Source organism: Mesobacillus thioparans, assembly GCF_965138835.1.
GTDB lineage: Bacteria > Bacillota > Bacilli > Bacillales > Cytobacillaceae > Mesobacillus > Mesobacillus thioparans.
In genome coordinates this window covers 79,407-100,510 of record NZ_CBCSFH010000005.1, presented here as the reverse complement: position 1 = coordinate 100,510, position 21,104 = coordinate 79,407, and the positions used below count along the sequence as shown (strand labels likewise).

Here is a 21,104-nt window from a genome sequence, read left to right as displayed (position 1 = left end):
AAAAAAAATTTAGTTTTATTGTGCATTAATCTGTTAAATGATATGGTTGCTATTAAGATTACCAGGTTATATTTATACAAGGAAGGGTTTATATGAAAAGTAAAAATGTAGTTGACTTTGATCGAAGTGGATATATCAAATTTATTGTTCGATCGGTTTGGTCACAAATTGGTAAAAACAAAGACGGCAGTAAGGTTGAAAAAGAATTTGCAGTTATTGCAGTTAAAAACAGACGAAACAATAAGTCGATGATACATCCTTTAACAGACTTTATTTTTTATAAGTGGAAGTACAGTGCTTTTAATACAATGAAATCTCATGCCTATAATCTAGTTAAGTTCCTTAATTACCTTATTGAGAATAAAAATTATTATAACCTTTCTTCCATAACCGAGATAGATTTAGAACATGGTAGTGATTTTCTAAATGATTTAACCTATAATCAAGTTCCTCGTAGTACTGTACAAAAAATAGAAAGAACCATTACTGAGTTCTATATCTATTTAGCAAAAAGAAATTTCATTTACATTGAAATGGATATATTCGAGAAGAAGACCAAACCCTACAATAAATATGAGACTTATTATGTCTCCCCTTTCCATAATGTTAACTACCTAGGAGATAAAAAGAATAATATTTTACATACCATACCTGATGAATTCATTCTATATTTCTTAGAAATAGCCTTTCAAACCAAAAGTGCAATTGCATTAGGGGTGTATATGCAATTTTTTGGGGGATTAAGGGTTGGGGAAATTGTAAACTTACGGCGAATGGATGTAAGTACTCTTGGGTCCTATGGTGAAAATGGATTAGTTCTTAACCTTGAAAGTCGGAACCTAAGAACCGATCTTAGTAATACGTCTGGATCAAATTATGTTAAAAAGCCTAGGTATCAGTTGGTATTAGGGTACAAAAATTGGGCAAAGGTTTTTTATAAAAATCATCTCGAAAAATATCCTGCTACAAGTGGTTCAGATCCACTTTTTATAAACAAACATGGCTATGCTTTAACTGGACAAAGTTACAGATATTATTTTAACAAATTAAAGGAAGAGTTTCTTTCATATTTAAGAAACTCAAAGAATGTAGATGATAAAATGGCCTCACTGACCCTAGCAAGTTTCAAGTGGTCAACGCACTTAGGAAGAGGTGTTTTTAGTAATCTTTTAGCTGAAGAAGCGAAAAATCTTTATGAAGTTTCATTTCCTCGTGGAGACAGTAGCTTTGAATCCGTTATGCCATACTTTGCGAATACGAACAGAATGAAAGAAAAGTTAGAAAACCGATTAGATACTCTATATGGATCAAGCAGTCCAGAGCTTACAAAACCATGATTCAAGTGTAAGTTAAATCAGAGAGTTTGAAAGGGTGTGCTGAAAGATGTCCTATTTAAATGTTGAGGAAGCAGCTAAAACACTATCCTGTGATAAAAGTACCGTTAGAAGCTATATAAAAAAAAACAAACTTCCGAATGCGATCCAAAAAGAAAATAGTCGTTCCTATCTCATACCTGAATCAGACATTGATACTCTTAGACAAGAACTTGCCACCGTTCCCGAAGGTTACCTAACAATTCAAGAAGTTGCATCAAGATTGTCATGTTCTGATTCCAACATAAGAATTTATATCAAACAAGGAAAGTTCCCTAATACAATTTCAAAAAAACACGGTCGAGGCCGATTAATTCCGAAATCTGATGTGGAAGATTTCGAACAAGCCCTTGAACCAGATGGTTATGTCTCCTTAGAAGATGTTGCTAGTATGGTGTCGTTAAACCCTAATACTATTCTTCGTTATATAAATGTTGGCACCCTTTCTTATCACAAAGTTGGACGGAAATATTGGATTCTTGAAAAGGATATACTTAACTTACAACAAGATTTAAGCATACCAAAAGGGTACATAACAACTAAAGAAGCTGCTAAGCGAATGTTGTGGAGTGAAAGTCATATTTTAACCTACATTAGAACAAATAAACTCCATAATGCGGTTTTAAGAGGGGCCGGTCTAGGTTATCTTATTCCAGAATTGGATATTGAAAATTTAAAGACAAACTTAGAGTTACCAGAAGGATACATACCATTAAAAGAAGCAGCAAAAATATTAGATATTAGTATAGCTACTCTTAGAGACTATATTAAAGCTAACAAATTTCCAAACACTATTTTCAGAAACCAAACTGAAGGTTATTTAATATTAGAATCAGATATCTCAGCATATGAAAAATCTCTTGTGATACCTGATGGCTTCTTAACTGTGTCTCAAGCTGCGCAGAAACTCGGCTGTCATGAGGAGTCAGTTAGGGAACATATCAGAAAAGGAAACTTCCCTAACTATATTCGCGGTCATAAAAATGAATACTTAATATTAGAAACAGATATTCAATTACTTGAAATGCAAAAGCCAATTAAGTTACCTGGATATATAACAATCAAAGAAGCTGCTGAAATATTGGCTTGTCATCCAGATACTATAAGAAAATATATAAAAGAAAATAAATTCCCAAATGCTATCTTAAGGGCACGAAGAGAGGGCTATTTAATCCCTGAAACAGATATTGAAAGTCTTGAGTTAACTTTATCAATTCCTCCAGGCTATTTAACCATAAGTGAAGTTGCTGAAAGGTTAAAATTTAGCAAGGGCTATACTAAACAGCTTATATTATATAATCGATTTCCAAGAGCTTATAAAATGTCAACAGGAAGTTGGGTTATTCCAGAAGCAGATATTGCTGATTATGAAACCTCACTGTATCAGCAGTTTACACCTGAAACTAAAGGTCAGTTCACTACTCTCGATGCGATCAATAAGTTTAAATACAAATCCTTGAATTTGGAAATACCAAACACACTCCAAGGTTCATTTGATTTGTATATGGAATTTGTTAATCACACGCTATCTAATAGTAAAGCAAATGGAGATACACTAAACAAGAAAGTCGTTTATTACGCAAATACAATTGATGCTATAATATCGATTATTCCTAGAGAAGTATTTCTTCTTACAGATAGAGAAATTGAAGGAATACTGCAATCAAAAAGCACTCCTGATTATGTCAAACAATACTTTGTTTCTTTTCTTCAATATTGTGCAAAACGTGTGAATTGTAATTTTAAAAATAATTATAATATGGCAAACAAGGGTTCCAAAGACAAAAATATATATAGCTTTGAAAAGTTTATGGACTACTACAATTATGTAAAAAATATTGAGGTTCATGTCCCAGAAGCAATAAAAACTAAAACAATTGCTCAAACGTGGTTATTTGTTTTAATGCATATGATTAATGCCTGGCGTAAATCAGATATTATTCACGGGCTTCCTTCCATTGATCTGGATGATATCAAAGTCAACTCGCTTAGTTACTTTGAAAAAGAAAGACTATCGCAAGAACAAGCCCTATTAATTGCAAATCAGGTCTATTTAAAAGTAGGGAAATTGCGGATTTCCAAAACGGGTGCACTTGGACAGTTTTTGTGTCATAACGATCTTGTCGTTCCATTTGCAACTGCCGTAGTAATTGTTGAATTGCACCGTAGAAAATGGAAAGATATCTTATTGCTCGAATCCATCAGGCACAATTTCATTAACAAAAAATTTTTTAAGCATAAGAAAGATTTGTCGGATTTTAAAAGTTTAAAAATGAACAGAACTCTACTAACCTATTATTTCCACCATATTAATGAATCAGGAAAAGATGCTGATATTTCATACGAATTAACACGAACGATGCGATATCATAAAGATCAAGACTCAACAACTGTTTATATACAATTTACGAATGAAGATGGGCCTCTAGATAATGTTTCACTTAACCTGTTTAATCGCGGCCATTTTGGTTGGTTGTATAATAGTATGATTAACTTATATACGGATCAGGGTTCACAGACACTAGAAGAACGAACAAAGATGATACAGTTATACCGTGACGGCTATGCACCTATTCAATTGGAAGGTCTATCGTCTTTCTTACTAAAGGAACAAAATAATGAGAATTCGTTACCATTGCGCTTAGCAATGATGTCAAAAAAAGAATTAGAAATTAAATTAAAGAAGATTTTCCACGGAGAATTGCCTGCTAAAATGAAACATGCTCAATGCTTTATATTTCCTAAATGTAGTAATAATGCGGCTACCTCCTGTTTAAATTGCGAATATATTATACCAAAAGACTACCTATTATTTTCAGTAGGTGAGGAATTAAAGAGACTGATTGAATCAATAAAATCAACGAAATTTGAGGCAATACGAAAAAGAGATTCATCTCTGTTATTTAAGGTTTTATTTATTTTAGAACAAGCAGCGGTTGAGTTAGGTAGAGAGCATATTGGAACATTTATTGACTTAAGGGATTTAAGAAATTCTTTAATTGATATTCAAGATGATTTATCTGTTACATCTAAGGTATCAGAAACCAAAGTATAAAGGGTTGTGGACTTGTGATCTCACAAAAAAGAATAAAAGATTTAGGGAAATCTATGAATATAAATATCATTGAAAATCATAGATTTGATAAAACAAATATCTCTCAATACTATAATATTTTTATGGAATATAAATTAAAAGGTTATCTTGAAGCAGATTGTTTTGACGATACTATCTGGACACTTTGTGACCGTTTTAGAAACACACGATCTTTGAAGTTCGAACTTGAACTATTTCGCGAATTAAATATTGCTCTGAAGTGTTTTGCCCTACTTCAAATTTCATCTGAATTTACAATTCATCATACACAACACGTTGTTACCTCAATAAAAGAAGCGATATATATTAGCAAAGGATTTAGCTTAGGGGCTTTACCAGAGTTGGAAGAATACATTAATCAATTTGGGTATAGCAAACGGAATAGTATTGCTTTGTACACAGTCAGATTTCTGCATTTTTTCAGTCATTCTAATGCTGCTGAATATATTGAAAAATGTACCCCTTTATATCAATATATTCAAAGAAATAGAAAACTTCCTAAGTACGAATCTATCCTAGTATTTGATGATGTAATAAGTGACTTTGAAAACACTTGCAATCAACATGAACGGGCAAAATATTACCCAATATTATTATGGTGGAAAATAACAACGATTATACCTTTGCGTCCTAGTGAATTTCTCCTATTGAAGAAAAACTGTATCACGAAAAACCAAGATAATTCATATTGGATCACAGTCCCAAGGGAGAAACGGAAATACGAAAGTTATAGTGATATCGATGTTGAAGACACGCTTCAAATTAACCAAGAAACATATAGATTATTAAAAACATATCAAGATATGCTACCAAATGATTATACGTCGAACTATTTAATGTCGTATGAAACCTATTATAAGTATCTAGATTTAAAGAGAGATACCTACAAAAAGGATCGCTCTGTTCTACTATTATCACAATTTCAGTGGCTATTAGATAATTTTTACAAGAAAGTTATGGGAGGTAAATATAAATACTTAGAAGTAGAGCAAGTTTCTCCTGGTGACACAAGGCATTTCGCCTTTTGCAACATGATGCTACAGGGGTTTAACATGCTATCCATCGCTAAAATGGGTGGACATAGACGATTAAGAACTCAACAAAATTACTGGGGACATATTGAGTATTTTGCAGAGTCAATGGTATATGTTTTGTCCGAGAATAATCGATTAGACCGATTAAATAAATCTATGTCAGACGGTATATTTACTGTTAAAGGCAAACTTGACAAACATCGTATTTATGAGCTTAGTGACTTTGAGACACTAAGACCTGTTGAATATGGATATTGTACAGATTCGAATTTTCCAAATAACTGTACTGGTGATTGTCGATTTTGTGATTTTTATCATTTCAATCCAGAGGAAAATCTCACAGACGGAATTCGTTGGTTAACAGATTGTTCAGACTTATTAGACCGTCGTATCAGTAATCAAATTAAGTTATTAGAACATATTAATCAAAATATGAAATTTAATCTAGATACTAACTATTATTCGACAATTGATCAGGAAGAACTATCTTCTACCGCAAATGAACTTAATAGGTTGATGGAACAAAAAGCTATGGTAGACTCACTAATCCCAAAAAGATTTGAGGTGAATCCAGATGGAACCGAACAAAAATAAAAAAGGTCGTCCTAATAGGTATACAGAGGCTGAACTTAAGTCAATACTTGAGAAATATGTTAAAGATAATCCTGGGAAAGTAACTTACCTACAATTAGAGAAGGCAACCAAAATCAAACGCCATGTTTGGTCACGGAGAATGGCGCATGTGATTAATAGATTGAATCAACCTATCATTAGTCAATCCTTAGTTACAACAAATCATTCTCTCCCCCTTCCAAATATAGATGAATATATTACAAGATTTGAAAATAATAAAAAGGGATTAAGGGATGCTTTGTTTAATTTAAACGAAGTCATTCAGTCTCTTTATGAACAAAACTTAAAGCTAAATAAAAAAGTAAAGGATACAGAAGACTTAGAGGAGATTATCAAACAAAAAGAAAAAGAAATAAATGAACAGCAAGCCATTATTAAACATTATGAAAGTCTTGTAATTGCTAGTACTAATCCAAGTGTAAGGCGAGAAAAAGGAATACGAGATAATGTAATTTCCATAAATGAACAGAATAAACAGGAGAGTCTCAGCCTGGATCTTAAGAGTAGTTTCGCAACATTATTTGATGACTAAATGAGAGATAAATCAATTTATTTCATCAACACTTTTCTGATTCCAAATTTGTATCTTACCTAAACAAAACTATAGATGGATATAGCATGATTTCTAGATAAAAACAAAGCCGATATCCTTTGTGGAATATCGGCTAGATATTATAAAAAATCGTTATCCTGCATAACAAGGTAATTTGGATACATCTTTATCGAACGTAAGGGCAGCCAGCCTCATTCCTTCTGCTACTGTCAAATAGGGCAGATTCCATGTTAAATGGTGGACTTATCAAGGTGACGATGACTAGAGTTGATAATGATTCGATTAATATAAGTTTTATGGATCAAGGGTGTGGGATTTCTAATGAAAGACTCTCTCATATTGGAGAACCATATTATAGTCTAAAAGAAAAGGGTACGGGAATGGGATTAATGGTTTGTCATAAAATTATCCAAGTACATGGTGGGAGAATGGAAATAAAAAGTATGATCAATCAAGGGACTACAGTCTCGGTCATTTTACCAATAAGTTAAAAATTTCTTTATAGCTGAATAAATCTTATGTAATCTATCTCCTAGAGGCTGACAGCTGACCTCGCTAATAAATACAATATTTAAATAATTTTTTAAGGGTTACCTAGATATTTGTATAGTGGGGTCCTACTTTTTTTCTTGAGTCAGCCTCACAGATAGGAAATATTACATTTAATCAGACAAATATTTTAGATTCCCTTCATCTTGTATCTGCGTCTTAATTCGGAAGTTCATCTTTAATTTGGGATAATAGTCGGATCGCCAATTTTTTAATTCTTCATAAGAAAGTTGATTTCTAAAATATTGGCCCAATCCCAAAAGGTCAATTTGGTCTTTTTGCAAGGTGACTAACATTTTCCTTAATCTTTTTGTTAGCACATCTTGCATTTCTTTATTGATTTCTGCCTCAGAAGGATTCCCTTTCACTTCCTGCAAAACAACCTTTAATTTAATTACCGAGTTAATATGAGGAGTATCCCCGATTAATTGACTATCATGTTTGATAGAATTACTCACTATCATGACATTTGCATGTTTCATTACCTCAATTTTCCCATAGACGCTGTTGCCGTGAAACGCATTATATAATAGCGTTTGATTTGGGCTAATAGTAGAAACTAACTTTCCTCTCTTAAATAGTGCTGACCCCACATACTCAAAAATAGTATTCTTTCCTGATTTCACAATAGGAACAGCCGTATCTTGAGTGAAAGACTCCATGCTGCGAAAGATTTCCCAAACTCTTGTTAAAGCTATTTCCGGCGTCCAGCCTGCATTCTTCTCAAAAAAATCATATACAAAGGTTCCTTGGTTTTCCATGCCCTTTGATATCTTCTCGAAAAAATAATCTATGGGTTCATCGCTAATAGCCACAATCGTTTTAGGAGAAATATCCCGAATACGAATAAATGTATTAATAGGCTCTTGAATCCCTTGTTCTTCCGCAAAGTTCTTTTCAAATATTATTAATTTAAGATGTAAAAGATCAATAGAGCTTTCTGAGTTTGTCCTTATATTTTCAACTGCCTTAGAGACTGTAGGCCCAATCCCTTTTACAATTGTATATTTCGCTCCATCCTTTGTAGGAATAGGGATTTGAAGTATAACGATAAAATGGTCATTGTTTTTAGCGATTCCCATCATAAGGGGTAAGGTACGGTGATTGATATCCTTTATATCCCAACATCCAGCAAGTGGCAACAGCAGCGATAAACAGAAAAATATTTTTGATACAGTCTTAAATATGTTCATGATGGAGCCTTTTCCTCCTTTTTCCTAAAAGGAAAATGGATAATGGTACAATCACTATATTATAGATCCTTAGAGGTGTCCCCCACCATAAGAGTTTATTAATCCAGTCCCAGCCTGGAATCAGAAGGGCGATCCCAAACGCTGAAATGGAGATGCCTATCACAAAGGTGGGTATTCTGATTTTGGAAAAATATTGATTACATATCCTGGCGATACTCCATAAAAGAAGTGCAAAAAATAATAATATATACGTGTACAAAAAAAGCATAAAAAACATGGTTACCCTGTCAAAAAAGAACCATGAAATTTCAATCGAGTCTAATTGAACTACGAAAGGAAATAATAATCTTTTACTTGTTTCCTGCCCCAAAGCAAGTATGGGAACATATACAGATAAGAAAAAAATGGGTATTAGAAATAAGGCTGAGAAAAACATTTTTTTTTCCTTAAATTTTACATATGGCTGTATAAATCCTAAGAAAAGAAACCCTACAATTATTGAAAAAAAGCTACTATAAAAAGAAGTTGATCTAATAAATTCAAACGAATTGCTAATAGGGAACATTTGATAAATATCGGCGTTCTGGAAGGACACAAACATCATTATAAGTGAAACAGGTAGAAAAAAAATTGCTATTAGCATTCCGGTTCGAAAAATTGTATGAATACCTTTAATAGCTAAATAAGTTGGAATAGACAAAAGCAGAGCAGTAATAGACCAAATAGGGGTGTTGGCAAGAAAGACAATGGTAGTAATCTCAGCATAAGCTCTAGATGTTAACACTAAAGCATCCATAAGGTAAATAGTTAAGGGCAAGGAAAATATTAATGAAACTTTCCTTCCTAGACTCATATAAATGGTAATAATATCAGTGTTCTGGGAAAGAGAAAGCCCTTTCAAAAATAACCCAAGAGCAAATAAATGGATGATGATTTCAATAGAGATAGGAATCCAGTGGCCACTATCTGTACTACTAATGATTTTTTCCGGGTAAACAAAAAAAAGTAATCCTATATTTATTAACCAGTAAACAAAAACGACTTGGATGGTTTTATCCACTTTTTTCTCCACCTTCAAAAATGTTAACATAAGGAGTTCCATAGATAGTCTTACTTGATAAATAGGCTGAAAAGAAAACAACCCCGAGTAAAGTGCCGAGTAAACCATATACAGCGGCCACGCTTACTATGACGTATTTAAAGATACGCAAAGTGAAATTGTTTTGAAAACCTACAACGGTTGAATTAGCAATCAAGGTTGCGGAAATGACAATAATTAAGATGTTGCTAACTAGTTTTGCCTCAACCACCGCCTGACCTATAATGATTCCTCCAACCATAGTAATGGTTGGACCTATACTAGCAGGGAGTCTAATACTTGCTTCCAATATTAATTCGAGAATGAGGAGCATTAATATAATTTCAATAAAAGCAGGATATGGTACTCCTTCTCGGCTGTATGCTATAGAGAGAGCTAATTCAATCTTCAATAACTCTGGATTTACTGCAACGACTGCAACATAAAGTGCTGGAAAAATAACAGCAGTAAAGGCACCTAGGATTCGAAGAAGTCTAATTGCATACATAATAAGATAGGAAAAGTTATGGTCATTTTGTTGAAAAAACATATCAGTGAATAGATGAGGAAGAACTAAAGCGAACGGTAAACCATCTAAAAATATAAGAATTCTTCCTTTGTTTAAATAAGCAGCAGCTTCTTGTGGAATTTCAGAAGTATTAAATTTTGGAATAAGATTAACTTTAGAAAATCCCAACACCCTACTTACGTCCTGAAGATGGGCAATATTTTTACTCTTATGAATTTCAATTTGGCTAACTAACTCTGTTACAAAATCAACATCTGTAATACCTTCAAGGTATAGAATGGCAACTTCCTTTGGTTGGTCGTCTCCAATAATAAAAGTTTTTGTACGAAGATTATTTGAAATAATTTGTTTTCGCATCATACCAAGGTTAGTATCTAGTTCCTCAATAAAAGATTTTTGAGGTCCTTGGAGAATATTTTGATTTGCCGGTTTATCAATTGATCTGCTTAGAGTTTTGGGAACAGGATCTAGGATATAATTATGATGGTTATCAAAATGATAAATGATTAATTTTCCATTAAGAATTTCTGAAATACTTTCTTCTACGTTCGGTTGATTCCATTTGCTTTCATCAATCAAAACTTGAGAAGTCTGGGTAAGTAATTCGTTTGTTTTAGTGAGGTCAATTAAAGAATTAAGACCTAAAATATAATACTCTGCCCCTATAAGCCGTATGGGCAAGGAGAAAAAATCATCGGAATCTTTAAAAGATGATTGAATATCAGTTAAAAAGGAGTTCAAGTTGATCGTCCTTTCAGAATAATTCATCTTCCCTATTATTTTCATAAGAGCAACTTCCTATTCACTACTCACTCGGTTATGATAATTTGTACCCTATGAAAGGTAAGCACGAATTAAATAAAATATTCATTGTGGGGGAAGAAAAGGTGTATCAAACTGGGATAACTTGATGAAGAATCAATGTGATTTCAAGCAGATACCCTTTCTTCGCGCATTTTTGATGGAAGAATACTATTTAATTTAGAAAGAAATAGAAATGATTCTAATAGATTCTGAAATAACATTAAAACTTACTTAACGTTGTTAAAGACGGGGGAATAATATTTCAAATAATCTTAGCGTTGTAAATCCGCATTTTCCTGACGCTACCCCTTGTGTAACTCAAAATCACTTACATCTTTAAATTTCTTCAATATAAAGGTCTCTAATTTTTCAGCCATTTTTATTCCACCACCAACAAAATTTACGCCCTTAATTCACCCAACTTCTTATATTCGCCTATAAAAACGAACATTGCACCTATAACAAGTATCCCCGTGCCAAGGACAATTATACTTTGAGTTGAATAACTTTCCATTCTTGATTCTTCACCTCCAAATCTGCTTTTACATACATTATTCCACTTTACATAAAAGGGTGTAGGTAGTAATCATGAAACAAAAAAGTTACTTCCAAGATTTATCATAATTAGGGTGGCGTCAGGATAATGCGGATTTACAACTTTAAGGAAATCCAAATATAAAAAAGCCTAATTTCTCGGTATTAAGTGAGAAATTAGGCTTTAGTTACTTCATTAAAGCGCCCTATAATGGAATAAAGAAAAAAGAAACACAAATGCTAATCAAGTTAAATTTCGAATCCACTTAGAAGAACGATAACGTAATATTAAAAATATCGCACGAACATAATTGTCTATTGCATCCAGACTCCGATAAGTCCTAATCCAAAATAAACACCTAGTAAATAAACCCCTACGGTCCGAATCGCCCATATTCCTATCGCTGTCATATACATCGGAAACTTCGTATCCCCGCCAGCCTGCAAGGTAGCAGTCAAAGAAGCAACAAGGGCGGTTGCTGGTTGTGTGATTGTATCGATTCCAAGAACAATCGTTATTAAACCGATAACAACTGTTTTTGTCGAAAAAAAGGACTGATCTGTTTAGAAAATAAAAAGCTGTTTTAACAGAACTGCAGGAGTATGTTCTGGCAGGAGACGTTTCCATTGTATACAGCAGACAATATAGGGATTTTGAGGAATATTTGTTTTTGGTAGATACATGGAATTAAACGAAGGGAAATACGAGGTTATCAGTTAGTTTATCATTCGATGTTTATATCGGAAAGAGCCAGCAACCTTAATGAAAAGTTAAAGTGGTTAGCTACCAATTCCAACAAGTTAGATGGAGTTTCGCCTGAAAAAGGAAAGCTGTCACTTGCACGCTTAGAAAAAGATGTTCCAGGAGAAGCAAAAAAGTTTAGTGAAAGCCTGTATCAGATGCTATCTTATAAAATTAACCGATTTACTCATGGATGTTGCTCATATAACCAGATTTCATGCAATTTACTCATGCTTCGAATAATCGAAAGCCAGATAAAAAAGAATCGATTATGATTATGGCTGCCCTTTTAGGGATGGGAATGAATAATGGATTACAAGATGACAGAAGCAACACCAGGACTTACATATAAGCAATTAGCGAATGTATCCCAATGGGGGGCCAGCCGGTATATTTCCGCGTTTGGTTATATTTATGTACACTAAAATATTATGCACAATTTATAAACAGAAAAATAGACTGGTAAATTAATATGATTTTAAGGTAAATAATTTATGCGCACTTCCTTTCTTGCAGATACTGTCCTCGGGTAGGTGACGAGCTTGTGCTGCTCATACAGACCCTGAAGCACATTGGAAGTTTTCTTTGCTGAGAAGCCAAAGCGTTTATTGGCGTCACGCTGCAATTCCGTCAGGTCGTATGGCATCGGCTGCGGTTCGGACTTCTGCTTGCGGTCGAGTGACTTCAGCACTGCTTTTTTATTGGATAGCTTCTGTTTAATCTGCCCTGCTTTTTCCTGGGAAAAAATCCGCTTTTCGCCTTTATGGTCCCATTCAGCATTTAGCGAGCCAACCTTTGCCTGGATGGTCCAGTAATCCTTCGGAACGAATTTGTTGATTTCATCCTCACGTTCAAGGACCATTGCGAGTGTCGGCGTCTGGACGCGTCCAGCTGATAAGGGATCCTTATACTTTGTGGTCAGTGCCCGTGAAACATTCAGTCCGATCAGCCAGTCAGCCTCGGCGCGGCAGACAGCCGACTCGTACAGGTCCTCATACTGCTTGCCGGGTTTCAGGTTTTTAAAGCCGTCCTTGATGGCGCGGTCTGTCTGGGATGATATCCACAAGCGCTTGATTGGTTTTCGCCAGTTGATGCGCTGGAGAATCCATCTTGCGACAAGCTCGCCTTCACGCCCGGCATCGGTCGCGATGATGAATTCCCCAATATCCTTGCGCTCAGCAAGATGTTCAATTATCTTGAACTGATGGCTCGTTTGCTTGATGACCTTCAGACCCATTTTATCCGGAATGATCGGGAGTTCTTCAAGCTTCCAGACCTTATACTTCGGGTCATAATTCTCCGGCATCTTCAACTCGATCAAATGGCCGAGTGCCCAGGTGACGATGTATTGGTTTCCTTCAAAATAACTTTTATGCGTTTTATTGCAGCCAAGCACACGCGCAAGTTCACGGGCAACGCTCGGTTTTTCTGCAAGGACTAGTGATTTCATGATTGCTCCTTTCAAAACATGCTTTACTTAGTATAATGGAAAAAAGCAACTTTTTGTATTGGAGGATACCATGAGCGATTATATTAAAGAAATCCGCGCCTTGATTGGCAGCCGGCCATTCATCCTGGCAGGTTCGGCGGTACTTGTTTTTAATAAGGAGTATGAAGTGCTGTTGCAGCTTCGCTCTGATACAGGCAGGTGGGGAATCCCAGGGGGTGCGATGGAACCTGGGGAGAGTTTTGAAGAGACCGCCCGCAGAGAACTTTATGAAGAAACAGGGCTGCGCCTGAATTCATTGAAGTTATTGGATGTAATAGCTGGTGAGGAATATTACTTTCAATATCCTAATGGCGACGAAATCCATAACGCGATTGCCTTATATGCCTGCACAGATTGGGACGGACAGCTGCAGATGCTCGATGGCGAAAGCAAGGAGCTGCGTTTTTTTGCAATGAACAAACTTCCATCGCTCCAGGGTAGGCCGGAACTGATCCTTAATAAAATAAAGGGTTATGGAATCCTGCCTGTCATCAGGGGAATTGAACTGTATGAAGTGAAGGCAGCTGCGGAAGTCCTTGACCTTCAGAAAAAGGCGTACAAGATTGAAGCGGACCTGATTGGAACGGATGAAATCCCTCCGTTAAAAGAAACATTCGAACAGCTGCAAAATTGCGGCGAAACCTTCATGGGCTATTATATTGAAGGTGTGTTGGCCGGGGCAGTTTCCTATAAGAAAACAGGGAAGGTGCTGGATATACATCGTATGATGGTCCATCCTGATTTTTTCCGCCGAGGAATTGCCGGAAAACTGCTGGCAGAGGTTGAACGGAAGGACTGCCATGAAATCATTGTCTCAACCGGGGCCGCCAATACGCCTGCGATCAAGCTTTATGAAAAACGGGGATTTGTACGCCAAGAAGACTCAGTAGTCGGAAACGGACTGGTAATCGCCAATTTTAAAAAATAAGAAGGACCAGGCAGCCTGCCTGGTCCTTTGAGCATTATTCCTGAATTTTAATCGTGGTTCTTTGATAATATATATTAACCTTATTCCTTAATCCTGACAGCAGTTCCTGTTGCGATGCACATCATCATGCCCTCACGTAATGTTTCAAAATCAAGGTCGACGCCGATGACGGCATTCGCACCCATGCGGCGGGCCTTTTCCTCCATTTCGCGAAGGGCGATCTCACGGCCTTCAGCCAGTTTGTTCTCATATGCCGAACTCCTGCCGCCGATCACATCGGTGACACTTGCCAGAAAGTCGCGCACGACATTCGCTCCCATTATCGCTTCTCCGGAAACAACCCCCATGTATTGTTCAACTTCCTTGCCTTGCAGTGTCGATGTAGTGCTTATGATCATGCTTATTCCTCCCCGAATTTTATATACTTAGTGTGAATAGATTGTGTATAGATAACTATACGATGTTCAGCGGCAAAAGTTTCAAAAAAAGAACCCGGCCAGTGGCCAGGCTTCGGAATTGGTTAAACTTCATCTTCCTCGATCCGGTTTTTGAAAGCTTCCTGGACAACCAGGAATTCCTCGTCTTCCTGTGCTTCGGTTTCAGGACGCTTTGCCTTCAGTGCTCCTGCAGGCAAGTCTCCAGGATGGCCTTTTTTCTTATGGTTGAACTCTTTTCCTCTGCTCATTCGTGAACCCTCCTTTCTTGTCTCATTTAGTTTTTCCTGAGAGAACCTGAAATATAAAAAATGAACGGCATATGATTGTATAGATACAAATTTTCTGAAAGGAGGGCGCTTGCTTATATGGATGAAAAACTGTTTGCCAAAGATTTAGTGGAATGCCCGACTGTTTTTTGTGCAAACCGGGATGACCAGGCCCCATTGTTCACAGCAGATGCCTTGATCAATGGCGATATCAAGAAGATCAACCTGGAGGATTTTCGGGGGAAGTGGGTCATTTTATTTTTCTATCCGAGCGATTTCACTTTCGTCTGACCGACAGAGCTGGCGGCGGTCGCCGCTATTTACCCTTATATAAAAGCGATGGGGGCAGAACTGATGTCCATCAGCACGGACAGTGTCTACAGCCACCGGGTGTTTAAGGAAACATCGCCTTCATTGAAAAATGTGACGTTCCCGATGGTCAGTGACAGGACCCACGTTATCACGCGCGCCTACAGGGTTTTAGATGAAACAACAGGTGCCTCCTTCAGGTCATCGGTTTACATCGACCCGGAAGGCATCATCAGGGCCAAGTTGACTTATCCTGGGAACGTTGGCCGGAACCTCCCGGAACATCTGAGGATCCTTCAGGCTCTGGAATATGCGAAGAAGACAGGAAAAGGCGTACCGGCGAATTGGGTGCCCGGACAGCAGGGGATCAGTACGGATCCATCGAATATCGGGAATATTTAATGAGCGCAGGTCCTGAATAAAGGGCCTGTTTTTTTACGGCCAAAAGGAGGATTATCAAGCTGTAGCGGGTTGCCTCGTCGTCTGATGGAGTCAAAGAACGGCTTCACGTGTTGGCCTTTAAGCGCTTGCACGGATTGGCTTAGGCACATGTCTGTGACGCGCATCACAATATAATGGAAAAATGTCACAAAATATCTACAAAAATCTGCAATATCACACACAAAGTTTTTTTAAAATAGAATTATCATTATGTTAACCATTTCACAAACTATTGAATTTGGGAGGAACCAAAAATGGATGAGGTCCTGATATTAAGCCGGATCCAATTTGCTGTTACTGTGTTTTATCATTTTCTGTTTGTACCGCTGACGCTGGGGCTGGTCATTCTTGTTGCCATCATGGAGACGAAGTATGCCCGAACCCTTGACCAGACATATAAGCGGATGGCGAATTATTGGGGAAAGCTGTTCGCAATCAACTTTGTGCTTGGAGTCATCACGGGAATCACGATGGAGTTCCAATTTGGGACGAACTGGTCTGAGTATTCGAAGTATATGGGGGATATCTTCGGTTCGCCGCTCGCGATTGAAGCACTGGCTGCCTTTTTCCTTGAATCGACCTTCATGGGCATCTGGCTGTTCGGCAAGGACAAGTTTTCACCGAAGCTGCGGGCGATTTCGATCTGGATGGTCGCACTTGGCACGAATATCTCCGCACTTTGGATCATCACGGCCAATGGTTTCATGCAGAATCCGGTCGGCTATGTCCTGAAAAATGGCCGCGTCGAGCTGAACAGCTTCACGGAGCTCGTCACCAATCCTTATGCATGGTATATGTTCGTACATACAGTCGTGAGTGCGTATATCGTCGGCGCATTTTTCATGATGGCCATCAGTGCCTATCATTTGCTGAGGAAAAATGAAACAGCGTTTTATAAAAAATCTTTCAAATACGGGTTGGCCATGGCGCTGTTCTCGGCGACGCTGACGCCATTCATCGGCCATCAGTCCGGAGTATTCGCGGCTAAAATGCAGCCGGCCAAAGGAGCCGCGATGGAAGCAGTCTGGGAAACCCAGAAGGACATGCCTTTCCATCTCATTCAGATTCCGGATCAGGAAAATGAGCGGAATGCGTTCGAAGCAATCAGCATTCCTAAGCTTGGCAGCTTTTTTTACACAAATTCCTTCGATGGAGAGGTAACCGGCCTGAATGATATAGCGAAGGATGAACGGCCGAATGTTGAACTAGTGTTTTACGCCTTCAGGGTGATGGTCGCGCTCGGCGTCTTTTTCCTGGTTGTATCGTGGTATGGATTGTATTTGTATCGTAAAAATAAACTGGAGAGCTCTCCGAGATTTTTGAAACTCGTCCTTTACTCCGTGCTTCTTCCATACCTTGCGATCAACGCTGGGTGGATGGTGGCAGAAGCGGGACGGCAGCCGTGGGTGGTCTATGGATTGATGAAGACCTCAGAAGGTGTATCTCCGATTGCTGTTTCACAAGTGGTCTTCTCGCTCGCAGCGCTCGTGATTTTCTACACAGTTCTGCTGATTGCAGATGTTTATTTGATCATTAAGTATGCGAAAAAAGGGCCGGAGTCAGAGGTCCGATATGGTCTTGAAGGAGGCGTGAAGCATGTCTCATGATACACTTGCGATTATTTGGTTCGGGCTTTGGGGATTGATCTGGACCGTTTATTTCATTCTTGATGGATACACGCTCGGAACAGGCATGCTTTTGCCGTTCACTGCGAAAAACCGCCAGGAACGAAATCAGCTCCAGGAAGCAGTCGGGCCGTTCTGGGGCGGGAACGAGGTGTGGCTGATTACTGCCGGAGGCGCGACCTTCGCGGCATTCCCCGCTGTCTATGCAGATATGTTCAGCTTTTTATACACTCCTTTATTCCTTGTCTTGATTGCTTTGTTCATCAGGGCGGTCGGGCTCGAATTCATGCACAAGGATGACAATCCGATCTGGCAGGCAGCCTGCAAATGGAGCTTTTTTGCCGGAAGCTTCCTGATTGCCTTCCTGTTTGGGGTGACGTTTGCCAATTTGTATCGCGGCCTGATGATCGGGAAAAATGGCTATGAAGGGAACCTGTTCAGCCTTCTCAACGGTTACGGCATCTTAGGCGGTTTATTGTTTGTCTCGCTGTTCCTGCTATCCGGGTCATTATGGATACAGTTGAAGACATCAGGACAAACCGCGGTCCGTGCGTATAGGATTTCACGTGTGTTGGCAGGAGTGGCCCCAGCAATGCTGTCCCTATTCTTTCTGGCAACGGTGAACATGACGCCAATGCTGGATAACTATTCTGAACATCCAGTCCTCTGGATCGTACCGATTCTCGCCTTGGCCGCGATGCTTGGGTCGGCTTACTTTATCTTTAAAAAGAAAATCGGCTATGCATTCACTGCAGTCTGCATAACGATCTTCACAAAAATGGCGTTCGGCTTCATCGGGATGTTCCCGAACATGCTGCCATCAAGAATTGACAGCTCCTACAGTGTCAGTCTTTTTGATGCAGCAGGAAGCAAGCTCAACCTGACCATCATGTTCATCGTCGCCATCATCTTCGTGCCAATTATCCTTGCCTACCAATCATGGAGCTACACATTGTTCAAAGACAAAATTCTAAAAGAAAATGCAAAAGGATACCAATAAGAATGGGCGTCTGGACAACCAGACGCCTTCTTTTTGCAGAAAGATCTTAGCAGGGAAGCTTAGTACATTCAGGCTAAGTCGCTTCTTGGACATTTTGGATTAAGCAGGGCTTCAAAATGTCTATGAAGTGAGGGTTCTTAGACATTTCAGGCAAAGTTGCGCTCCAAAATGTCTAAGAAAAGAGGTTTATTGGACATTTCAGCCAAAACAGTGCTCCAAAATGTCTATAAAAAGAGGTTTCTTAGACATTTCAGGCAAAGTCGCTCTCTGAAATGTCTATTAAAAGGGGTTTCATGGACATTTCGGGCAAAGTTGGTCTCTGAAATGTCTATAAAAATGGGTTTAATAGACATTTCAGGCAAAGTCGCGCTCTGAAATGTCTATTAAAAGGGGTTTCATGGACATTTCGGGCAAAGCAGGGCCCCAAAATGTCTATAAAAAGAGATTTCTTAGACATTTCGACCAGAGTGCCACTCCAAAATATCTAATAAAAAACAATAAGGCAAGCATGAGTGAAACATCATGAAAAAGACCTATTAGATTCACTCTAATAGGTCCGATGTTTATGTTAAATCAGTAACGGTCGTTTTGATACTAGCTTTGGTGGCAATTTTTCTTTCAGTAGTTTTCTCTTCTTTTAGCAGGTAGCTGGCATATGATTTGTTCCATTTTTTTATGGAAGTGTATGATAGGACTGCCGTGACTGCTACGATTCCCGCGATGATTGGCCAGAATGCTGTGGATACATAACCGCCGTCGTAAGCTAATCCGATCGGGGAAAACACAAAATAAGTGATGGCAACGAATGCGAGCAGGATCACGGATACTGGCAATGTGTATTTCCATGGAACCATGTCAACTGCTGCTTCTGAGCGGAAGGTATATGGTGTTGCTCTTGGCTTCCACATTCCAATCCCGATCATGATGGCGACTTCAGCCACGAACAGGATGGCGTAAATATGGATGAAGTGGATTGGCACAGCATAATCGAACAAATGCTGGGTTCCCCAGACAAGCATATAGTAGGTGATGACATGGAAGATGATGACGACCTTTGCTGCCAGTGCCGGTATGCGTTTTGAGAAGATACCGACAAGCAGGATGGCGATGATTGGGATATTGAAAAAGCCTGTGAATCTCCTGATCAGGTCCCATAATCCTTCAGGTGCGTTCATCAACAATGGTGCAATACATAATGAGATCACTGCCAGCAGCGTACCGGCGATTTTGCTTACGAAAATCAGTTTCGCGTCATCTGCATTCCGGTTGAAGCCTGCTTTATAGATATCGAGCGCGAACATCGTCGCCGCACTGTTCAATAACGAATTGAATGAGCTCAGGACGGCACCGAGGAGGACGGCCAGGAAAAAGCCTGACATCCACTTTGGCAGCACATCGGAAATCAATGTTGGATAGGCGAGATCAACTGATTTCAGTCCACCTCCATACATGTGGAAGGCTATGACGCCGGGAATCATCATTGTCAGCGGCACGAGCAGCTTGTAAAAACCGGAGATCAAGACACCCTTCTGTCCTTCTGCAAGGCTTTTTGCGCCAAGGGTTCTCTGGATGACATACTGATTGGAAGCCCAGTAGAAAAGGTTCGCGAAAATCATGCCGGTAAAAATGGTCCCGAACGGCACGGAATCCTGTTTGGTCCCGATGGAGTTCATTTTTTCCGTATCCGTAGTAGCGATTTGTTTCATGCCATCGCCGATACTGCCGTCCCCTAAGGCAATCAGCCCAAGTATCGGAACGAGCAGTCCGATGATGATCAATCCGACACCATTTAAAGTGTCTGAAATGGCCACAGCTTTGAGTCCGCCGAAGATCGCATAGATGGCGCCAATGATGCCGATGATCCAGATGACGATCCATACAGATGCTTCGTAGGAAATGCCAAACAGTTCAGGGACATTGAAAAGCTGCAGGACAGCCAGGGCACCAGAATAAAGCATGGAAGGTGCAGTCACGAGTATGTACCCGAGCATGAACAGAAGTACAGTGTATTGTCTTACGCCTTCATCAAACCGTTTGCTCAAAAACTCGGGAAGGGTGGTGAAGTTCCCTCCAAGGTATTTCGGCAGAAGGTAGGTGGCCATGATAATGATGGCGAATGCCGCGGTAACTTCCCAGGCCATGTTTGATAGATTGGTGCGGTAAGCCTGGCCATTCAAGCCGACAAGCTGTTCTGCCGACAGGTTGGTAAGCAGCAGAGAGCCGGCAATGAAACCGCCAGTCAGGCCACGTCCAGCGAGGAAATAACCAGCTGTATCACTGACTTCCCCTTTCGTTTTTATATAGGAATACCAGGCCACCAGACTCATGAAAAAAGCAGCCGTGATAAGAGTGAATCCAATTCCCCCAATAATCATGCAATGACACCCCTTGATGTGTAATTTTTTTACTATTTAATAGCCTGCTTGCTGACTCTCTAAACCTTTAACGCGATAAAATCTTTTTTCCAAATACTTAGATTAGAAAAAAATGGAT

General features: G+C 38.7%; 15 protein-coding genes and 3 pseudogenes. 11 read left to right on the top strand and 7 right to left on the bottom strand.

Annotation, left to right across the window (positions count from 1 at the left end; translation table 11 throughout):
- The first annotated feature begins 92 nt into the window (after window positions 1-92).
- The 5 genes from ACNAZ4_RS10480 to ACNAZ4_RS10460 all read left to right on the top strand — a co-directional run bounded on the left by ACNAZ4_RS10480 (window position 93) and on the right by ACNAZ4_RS10460 (window position 7,178).
- A complete protein-coding gene (locus ACNAZ4_RS10480; RefSeq protein WP_415814304.1) occupies window positions 93-1,337 on the top strand; it encodes a hypothetical protein in 1,245 nt (414 codons plus the stop codon).
- A gap of 46 nt (window positions 1,338-1,383) precedes the next feature.
- Window positions 1,384-4,428, top strand: coding sequence for a helix-turn-helix domain-containing protein (locus ACNAZ4_RS10475; RefSeq protein WP_415814302.1), 3,045 nt, complete (start codon window positions 1,384-1,386; stop codon window positions 4,426-4,428).
- 14 nt (window positions 4,429-4,442) lie between these two features.
- The gene (locus ACNAZ4_RS10470; RefSeq protein WP_415814301.1) at window positions 4,443-6,095 is read left to right on the top strand and encodes a site-specific integrase; all 1,653 of its coding nucleotides are present in this window, start codon (window positions 4,443-4,445) and stop codon (window positions 6,093-6,095) included.
- On the top strand, window positions 6,076-6,666 hold the full coding sequence (locus ACNAZ4_RS10465) for a hypothetical protein (RefSeq protein WP_415814300.1): 591 nt from the start codon (window positions 6,076-6,078) through the stop codon (window positions 6,664-6,666). The genes ACNAZ4_RS10470 and ACNAZ4_RS10465 overlap by 20 nt, the downstream gene beginning before the upstream one ends.
- 248 nt (window positions 6,667-6,914) lie before the next feature.
- Window positions 6,915-7,178, top strand: coding sequence for an ATP-binding protein (locus tag ACNAZ4_RS10460; RefSeq protein WP_415814299.1), 264 nt, complete (start codon window positions 6,915-6,917; stop codon window positions 7,176-7,178).
- 171 nt (window positions 7,179-7,349) lie between these two features.
- Here ACNAZ4_RS10460 and ACNAZ4_RS10455 read toward each other — a convergent pair whose 3' ends face one another.
- Genes ACNAZ4_RS10455 through ACNAZ4_RS10445 form a run of 3 tightly spaced genes read right to left on the bottom strand, consistent with a single transcriptional unit; the run spans window position 7,350 to window position 10,822 of the window.
- Window positions 7,350-8,429 carry a Ger(x)C family spore germination protein gene (locus tag ACNAZ4_RS10455; protein ID WP_415814297.1) on the bottom strand — a complete coding sequence of 360 codons (1,080 nt, stop codon included), beginning with the start codon at window positions 8,427-8,429 and terminating at the stop codon, window positions 7,350-7,352.
- Entirely contained in the window at window positions 8,416-9,489 is a 1,074-nt protein-coding gene (locus ACNAZ4_RS10450; protein WP_415814296.1) for a GerAB/ArcD/ProY family transporter, read from the bottom strand. The genes ACNAZ4_RS10455 and ACNAZ4_RS10450 overlap by 14 nt, the downstream gene beginning before the upstream one ends.
- Window positions 9,482-10,822, bottom strand: coding sequence for a spore germination protein (locus tag ACNAZ4_RS10445; protein ID WP_415814295.1), 1,341 nt, complete (start codon window positions 10,820-10,822; stop codon window positions 9,482-9,484). The genes ACNAZ4_RS10450 and ACNAZ4_RS10445 overlap by 8 nt, the downstream gene beginning before the upstream one ends.
- A 1,130-nt stretch (window positions 10,823-11,952) precedes the next feature.
- Between ACNAZ4_RS10445 and ACNAZ4_RS10440 the strand changes: the two are divergent.
- Window positions 11,953-12,493 (top strand): annotated as a pseudogene (locus ACNAZ4_RS10440) (Tn3 family transposase); the annotation flags it as partial.
- A 137-nt stretch (window positions 12,494-12,630) separates the two neighbouring features.
- Here ACNAZ4_RS10440 and ACNAZ4_RS10435 read toward each other — a convergent pair.
- Window positions 12,631-13,566 (bottom strand): annotated as a pseudogene (locus tag ACNAZ4_RS10435) (DNA topoisomerase); the annotation flags it as partial.
- Between the two features lie 70 nt (window positions 13,567-13,636).
- Here ACNAZ4_RS10435 and ACNAZ4_RS10430 point away from each other — a divergent pair.
- Window positions 13,637-14,068: pseudogene (locus tag ACNAZ4_RS10430) on the top strand (NUDIX hydrolase); the annotation flags it as partial.
- 51 nt (window positions 14,069-14,119) lie between these two features.
- Window positions 14,120-14,533 (top strand): GNAT family N-acetyltransferase, encoded by a 414-nt coding sequence (locus ACNAZ4_RS10425; protein ID WP_415814488.1) that lies wholly within the window; start codon window positions 14,120-14,122, stop codon window positions 14,531-14,533.
- A gap of 80 nt (window positions 14,534-14,613) precedes the next feature.
- Here ACNAZ4_RS10425 and ACNAZ4_RS10420 read toward each other — a convergent pair whose 3' ends face one another.
- Both ACNAZ4_RS10420 and ACNAZ4_RS10415 read right to left on the bottom strand, forming a co-directional pair.
- Entirely contained in the window at window positions 14,614-14,931 is a 318-nt protein-coding gene (locus tag ACNAZ4_RS10420; protein ID WP_415814294.1) for a YbjQ family protein, read from the bottom strand.
- Between the two features lie 122 nt (window positions 14,932-15,053).
- Entirely contained in the window at window positions 15,054-15,218 is a 165-nt protein-coding gene (locus tag ACNAZ4_RS10415) for a hypothetical protein (RefSeq protein ID WP_214707667.1), read from the bottom strand.
- Between the two features lie 117 nt (window positions 15,219-15,335).
- Between ACNAZ4_RS10415 and ACNAZ4_RS10410 the strand changes: the two genes are divergently transcribed.
- The 3 genes from ACNAZ4_RS10410 to cydB all read left to right on the top strand — a co-directional run bounded on the left by ACNAZ4_RS10410 (window position 15,336) and on the right by cydB (window position 18,611).
- Window positions 15,336-15,947 (top strand): peroxiredoxin, encoded by a 612-nt coding sequence (locus tag ACNAZ4_RS10410; protein WP_415814293.1) that lies wholly within the window; start codon window positions 15,336-15,338, stop codon window positions 15,945-15,947.
- Window positions 15,948-16,240: 293 nt separating this feature from the next.
- Window positions 16,241-17,593 carry a cytochrome ubiquinol oxidase subunit I gene (locus ACNAZ4_RS10405; RefSeq protein WP_415814292.1) on the top strand — a complete coding sequence of 451 codons (1,353 nt, stop codon included), beginning with the start codon at window positions 16,241-16,243 and terminating at the stop codon, window positions 17,591-17,593.
- Window positions 17,583-18,611 carry a cytochrome d ubiquinol oxidase subunit II gene (gene cydB / locus ACNAZ4_RS10400; protein ID WP_415814290.1) on the top strand — a complete coding sequence of 343 codons (1,029 nt, stop codon included), beginning with the start codon at window positions 17,583-17,585 and terminating at the stop codon, window positions 18,609-18,611. The genes ACNAZ4_RS10405 and cydB overlap by 11 nt, the downstream gene beginning before the upstream one ends.
- 563 nt (window positions 18,612-19,174) lie before the next feature.
- Here cydB and ACNAZ4_RS10395 read toward each other — a convergent pair.
- On the bottom strand, window positions 19,175-20,986 hold the full coding sequence (locus ACNAZ4_RS10395) for a solute:sodium symporter family transporter (RefSeq protein ID WP_415814289.1): 1,812 nt from the start codon (window positions 20,984-20,986) through the stop codon (window positions 19,175-19,177).
- Window positions 20,987-21,104 lie beyond the last annotated feature (118 nt).

What these genes read in the sequence shown, in the direction of transcription:
- ACNAZ4_RS10480 (WP_415814304.1), top strand. Translation starts at nt 93, where the DNA reads ATGAAAAGTAAAAATGTAGTTGACTTTGATCGAAGTGGATATATCAAA.
- ACNAZ4_RS10475 (WP_415814302.1), top strand. Translation starts at nt 1,384, where the DNA reads ATGTCCTATTTAAATGTTGAGGAAGCAGCTAAAACACTATCCTGTGAT.
- ACNAZ4_RS10465 (WP_415814300.1), top strand. Translation starts at nt 6,076, where the DNA reads ATGGAACCGAACAAAAATAAAAAAGGTCGTCCTAATAGGTATACAGAG.
- ACNAZ4_RS10460 (WP_415814299.1), top strand. Translation starts at nt 6,915, where the DNA reads ATGTTAAATGGTGGACTTATCAAGGTGACGATGACTAGAGTTGATAAT.
- ACNAZ4_RS10455 (WP_415814297.1), bottom strand. Translation starts at nt 8,429, where the DNA reads ATGAACATATTTAAGACTGTATCAAAAATATTTTTCTGTTTATCGCTG.
- ACNAZ4_RS10445 (WP_415814295.1), bottom strand. Translation starts at nt 10,822, where the DNA reads ATGAAAATAATAGGGAAGATGAATTATTCTGAAAGGACGATCAACTTG.
- ACNAZ4_RS10420 (WP_415814294.1), bottom strand. Translation starts at nt 14,931, where the DNA reads ATGATCATAAGCACTACATCGACACTGCAAGGCAAGGAAGTTGAACAA.
- ACNAZ4_RS10415 (WP_214707667.1), bottom strand. Translation starts at nt 15,218, where the DNA reads ATGAGCAGAGGAAAAGAGTTCAACCATAAGAAAAAAGGCCATCCTGGA.
- ACNAZ4_RS10405 (WP_415814292.1), top strand. Translation starts at nt 16,241, where the DNA reads ATGGATGAGGTCCTGATATTAAGCCGGATCCAATTTGCTGTTACTGTG.
- cydB (WP_415814290.1), top strand. Translation starts at nt 17,583, where the DNA reads ATGTCTCATGATACACTTGCGATTATTTGGTTCGGGCTTTGGGGATTG.
- ACNAZ4_RS10395 (WP_415814289.1), bottom strand. Translation starts at nt 20,986, where the DNA reads ATGATTATTGGGGGAATTGGATTCACTCTTATCACGGCTGCTTTTTTC.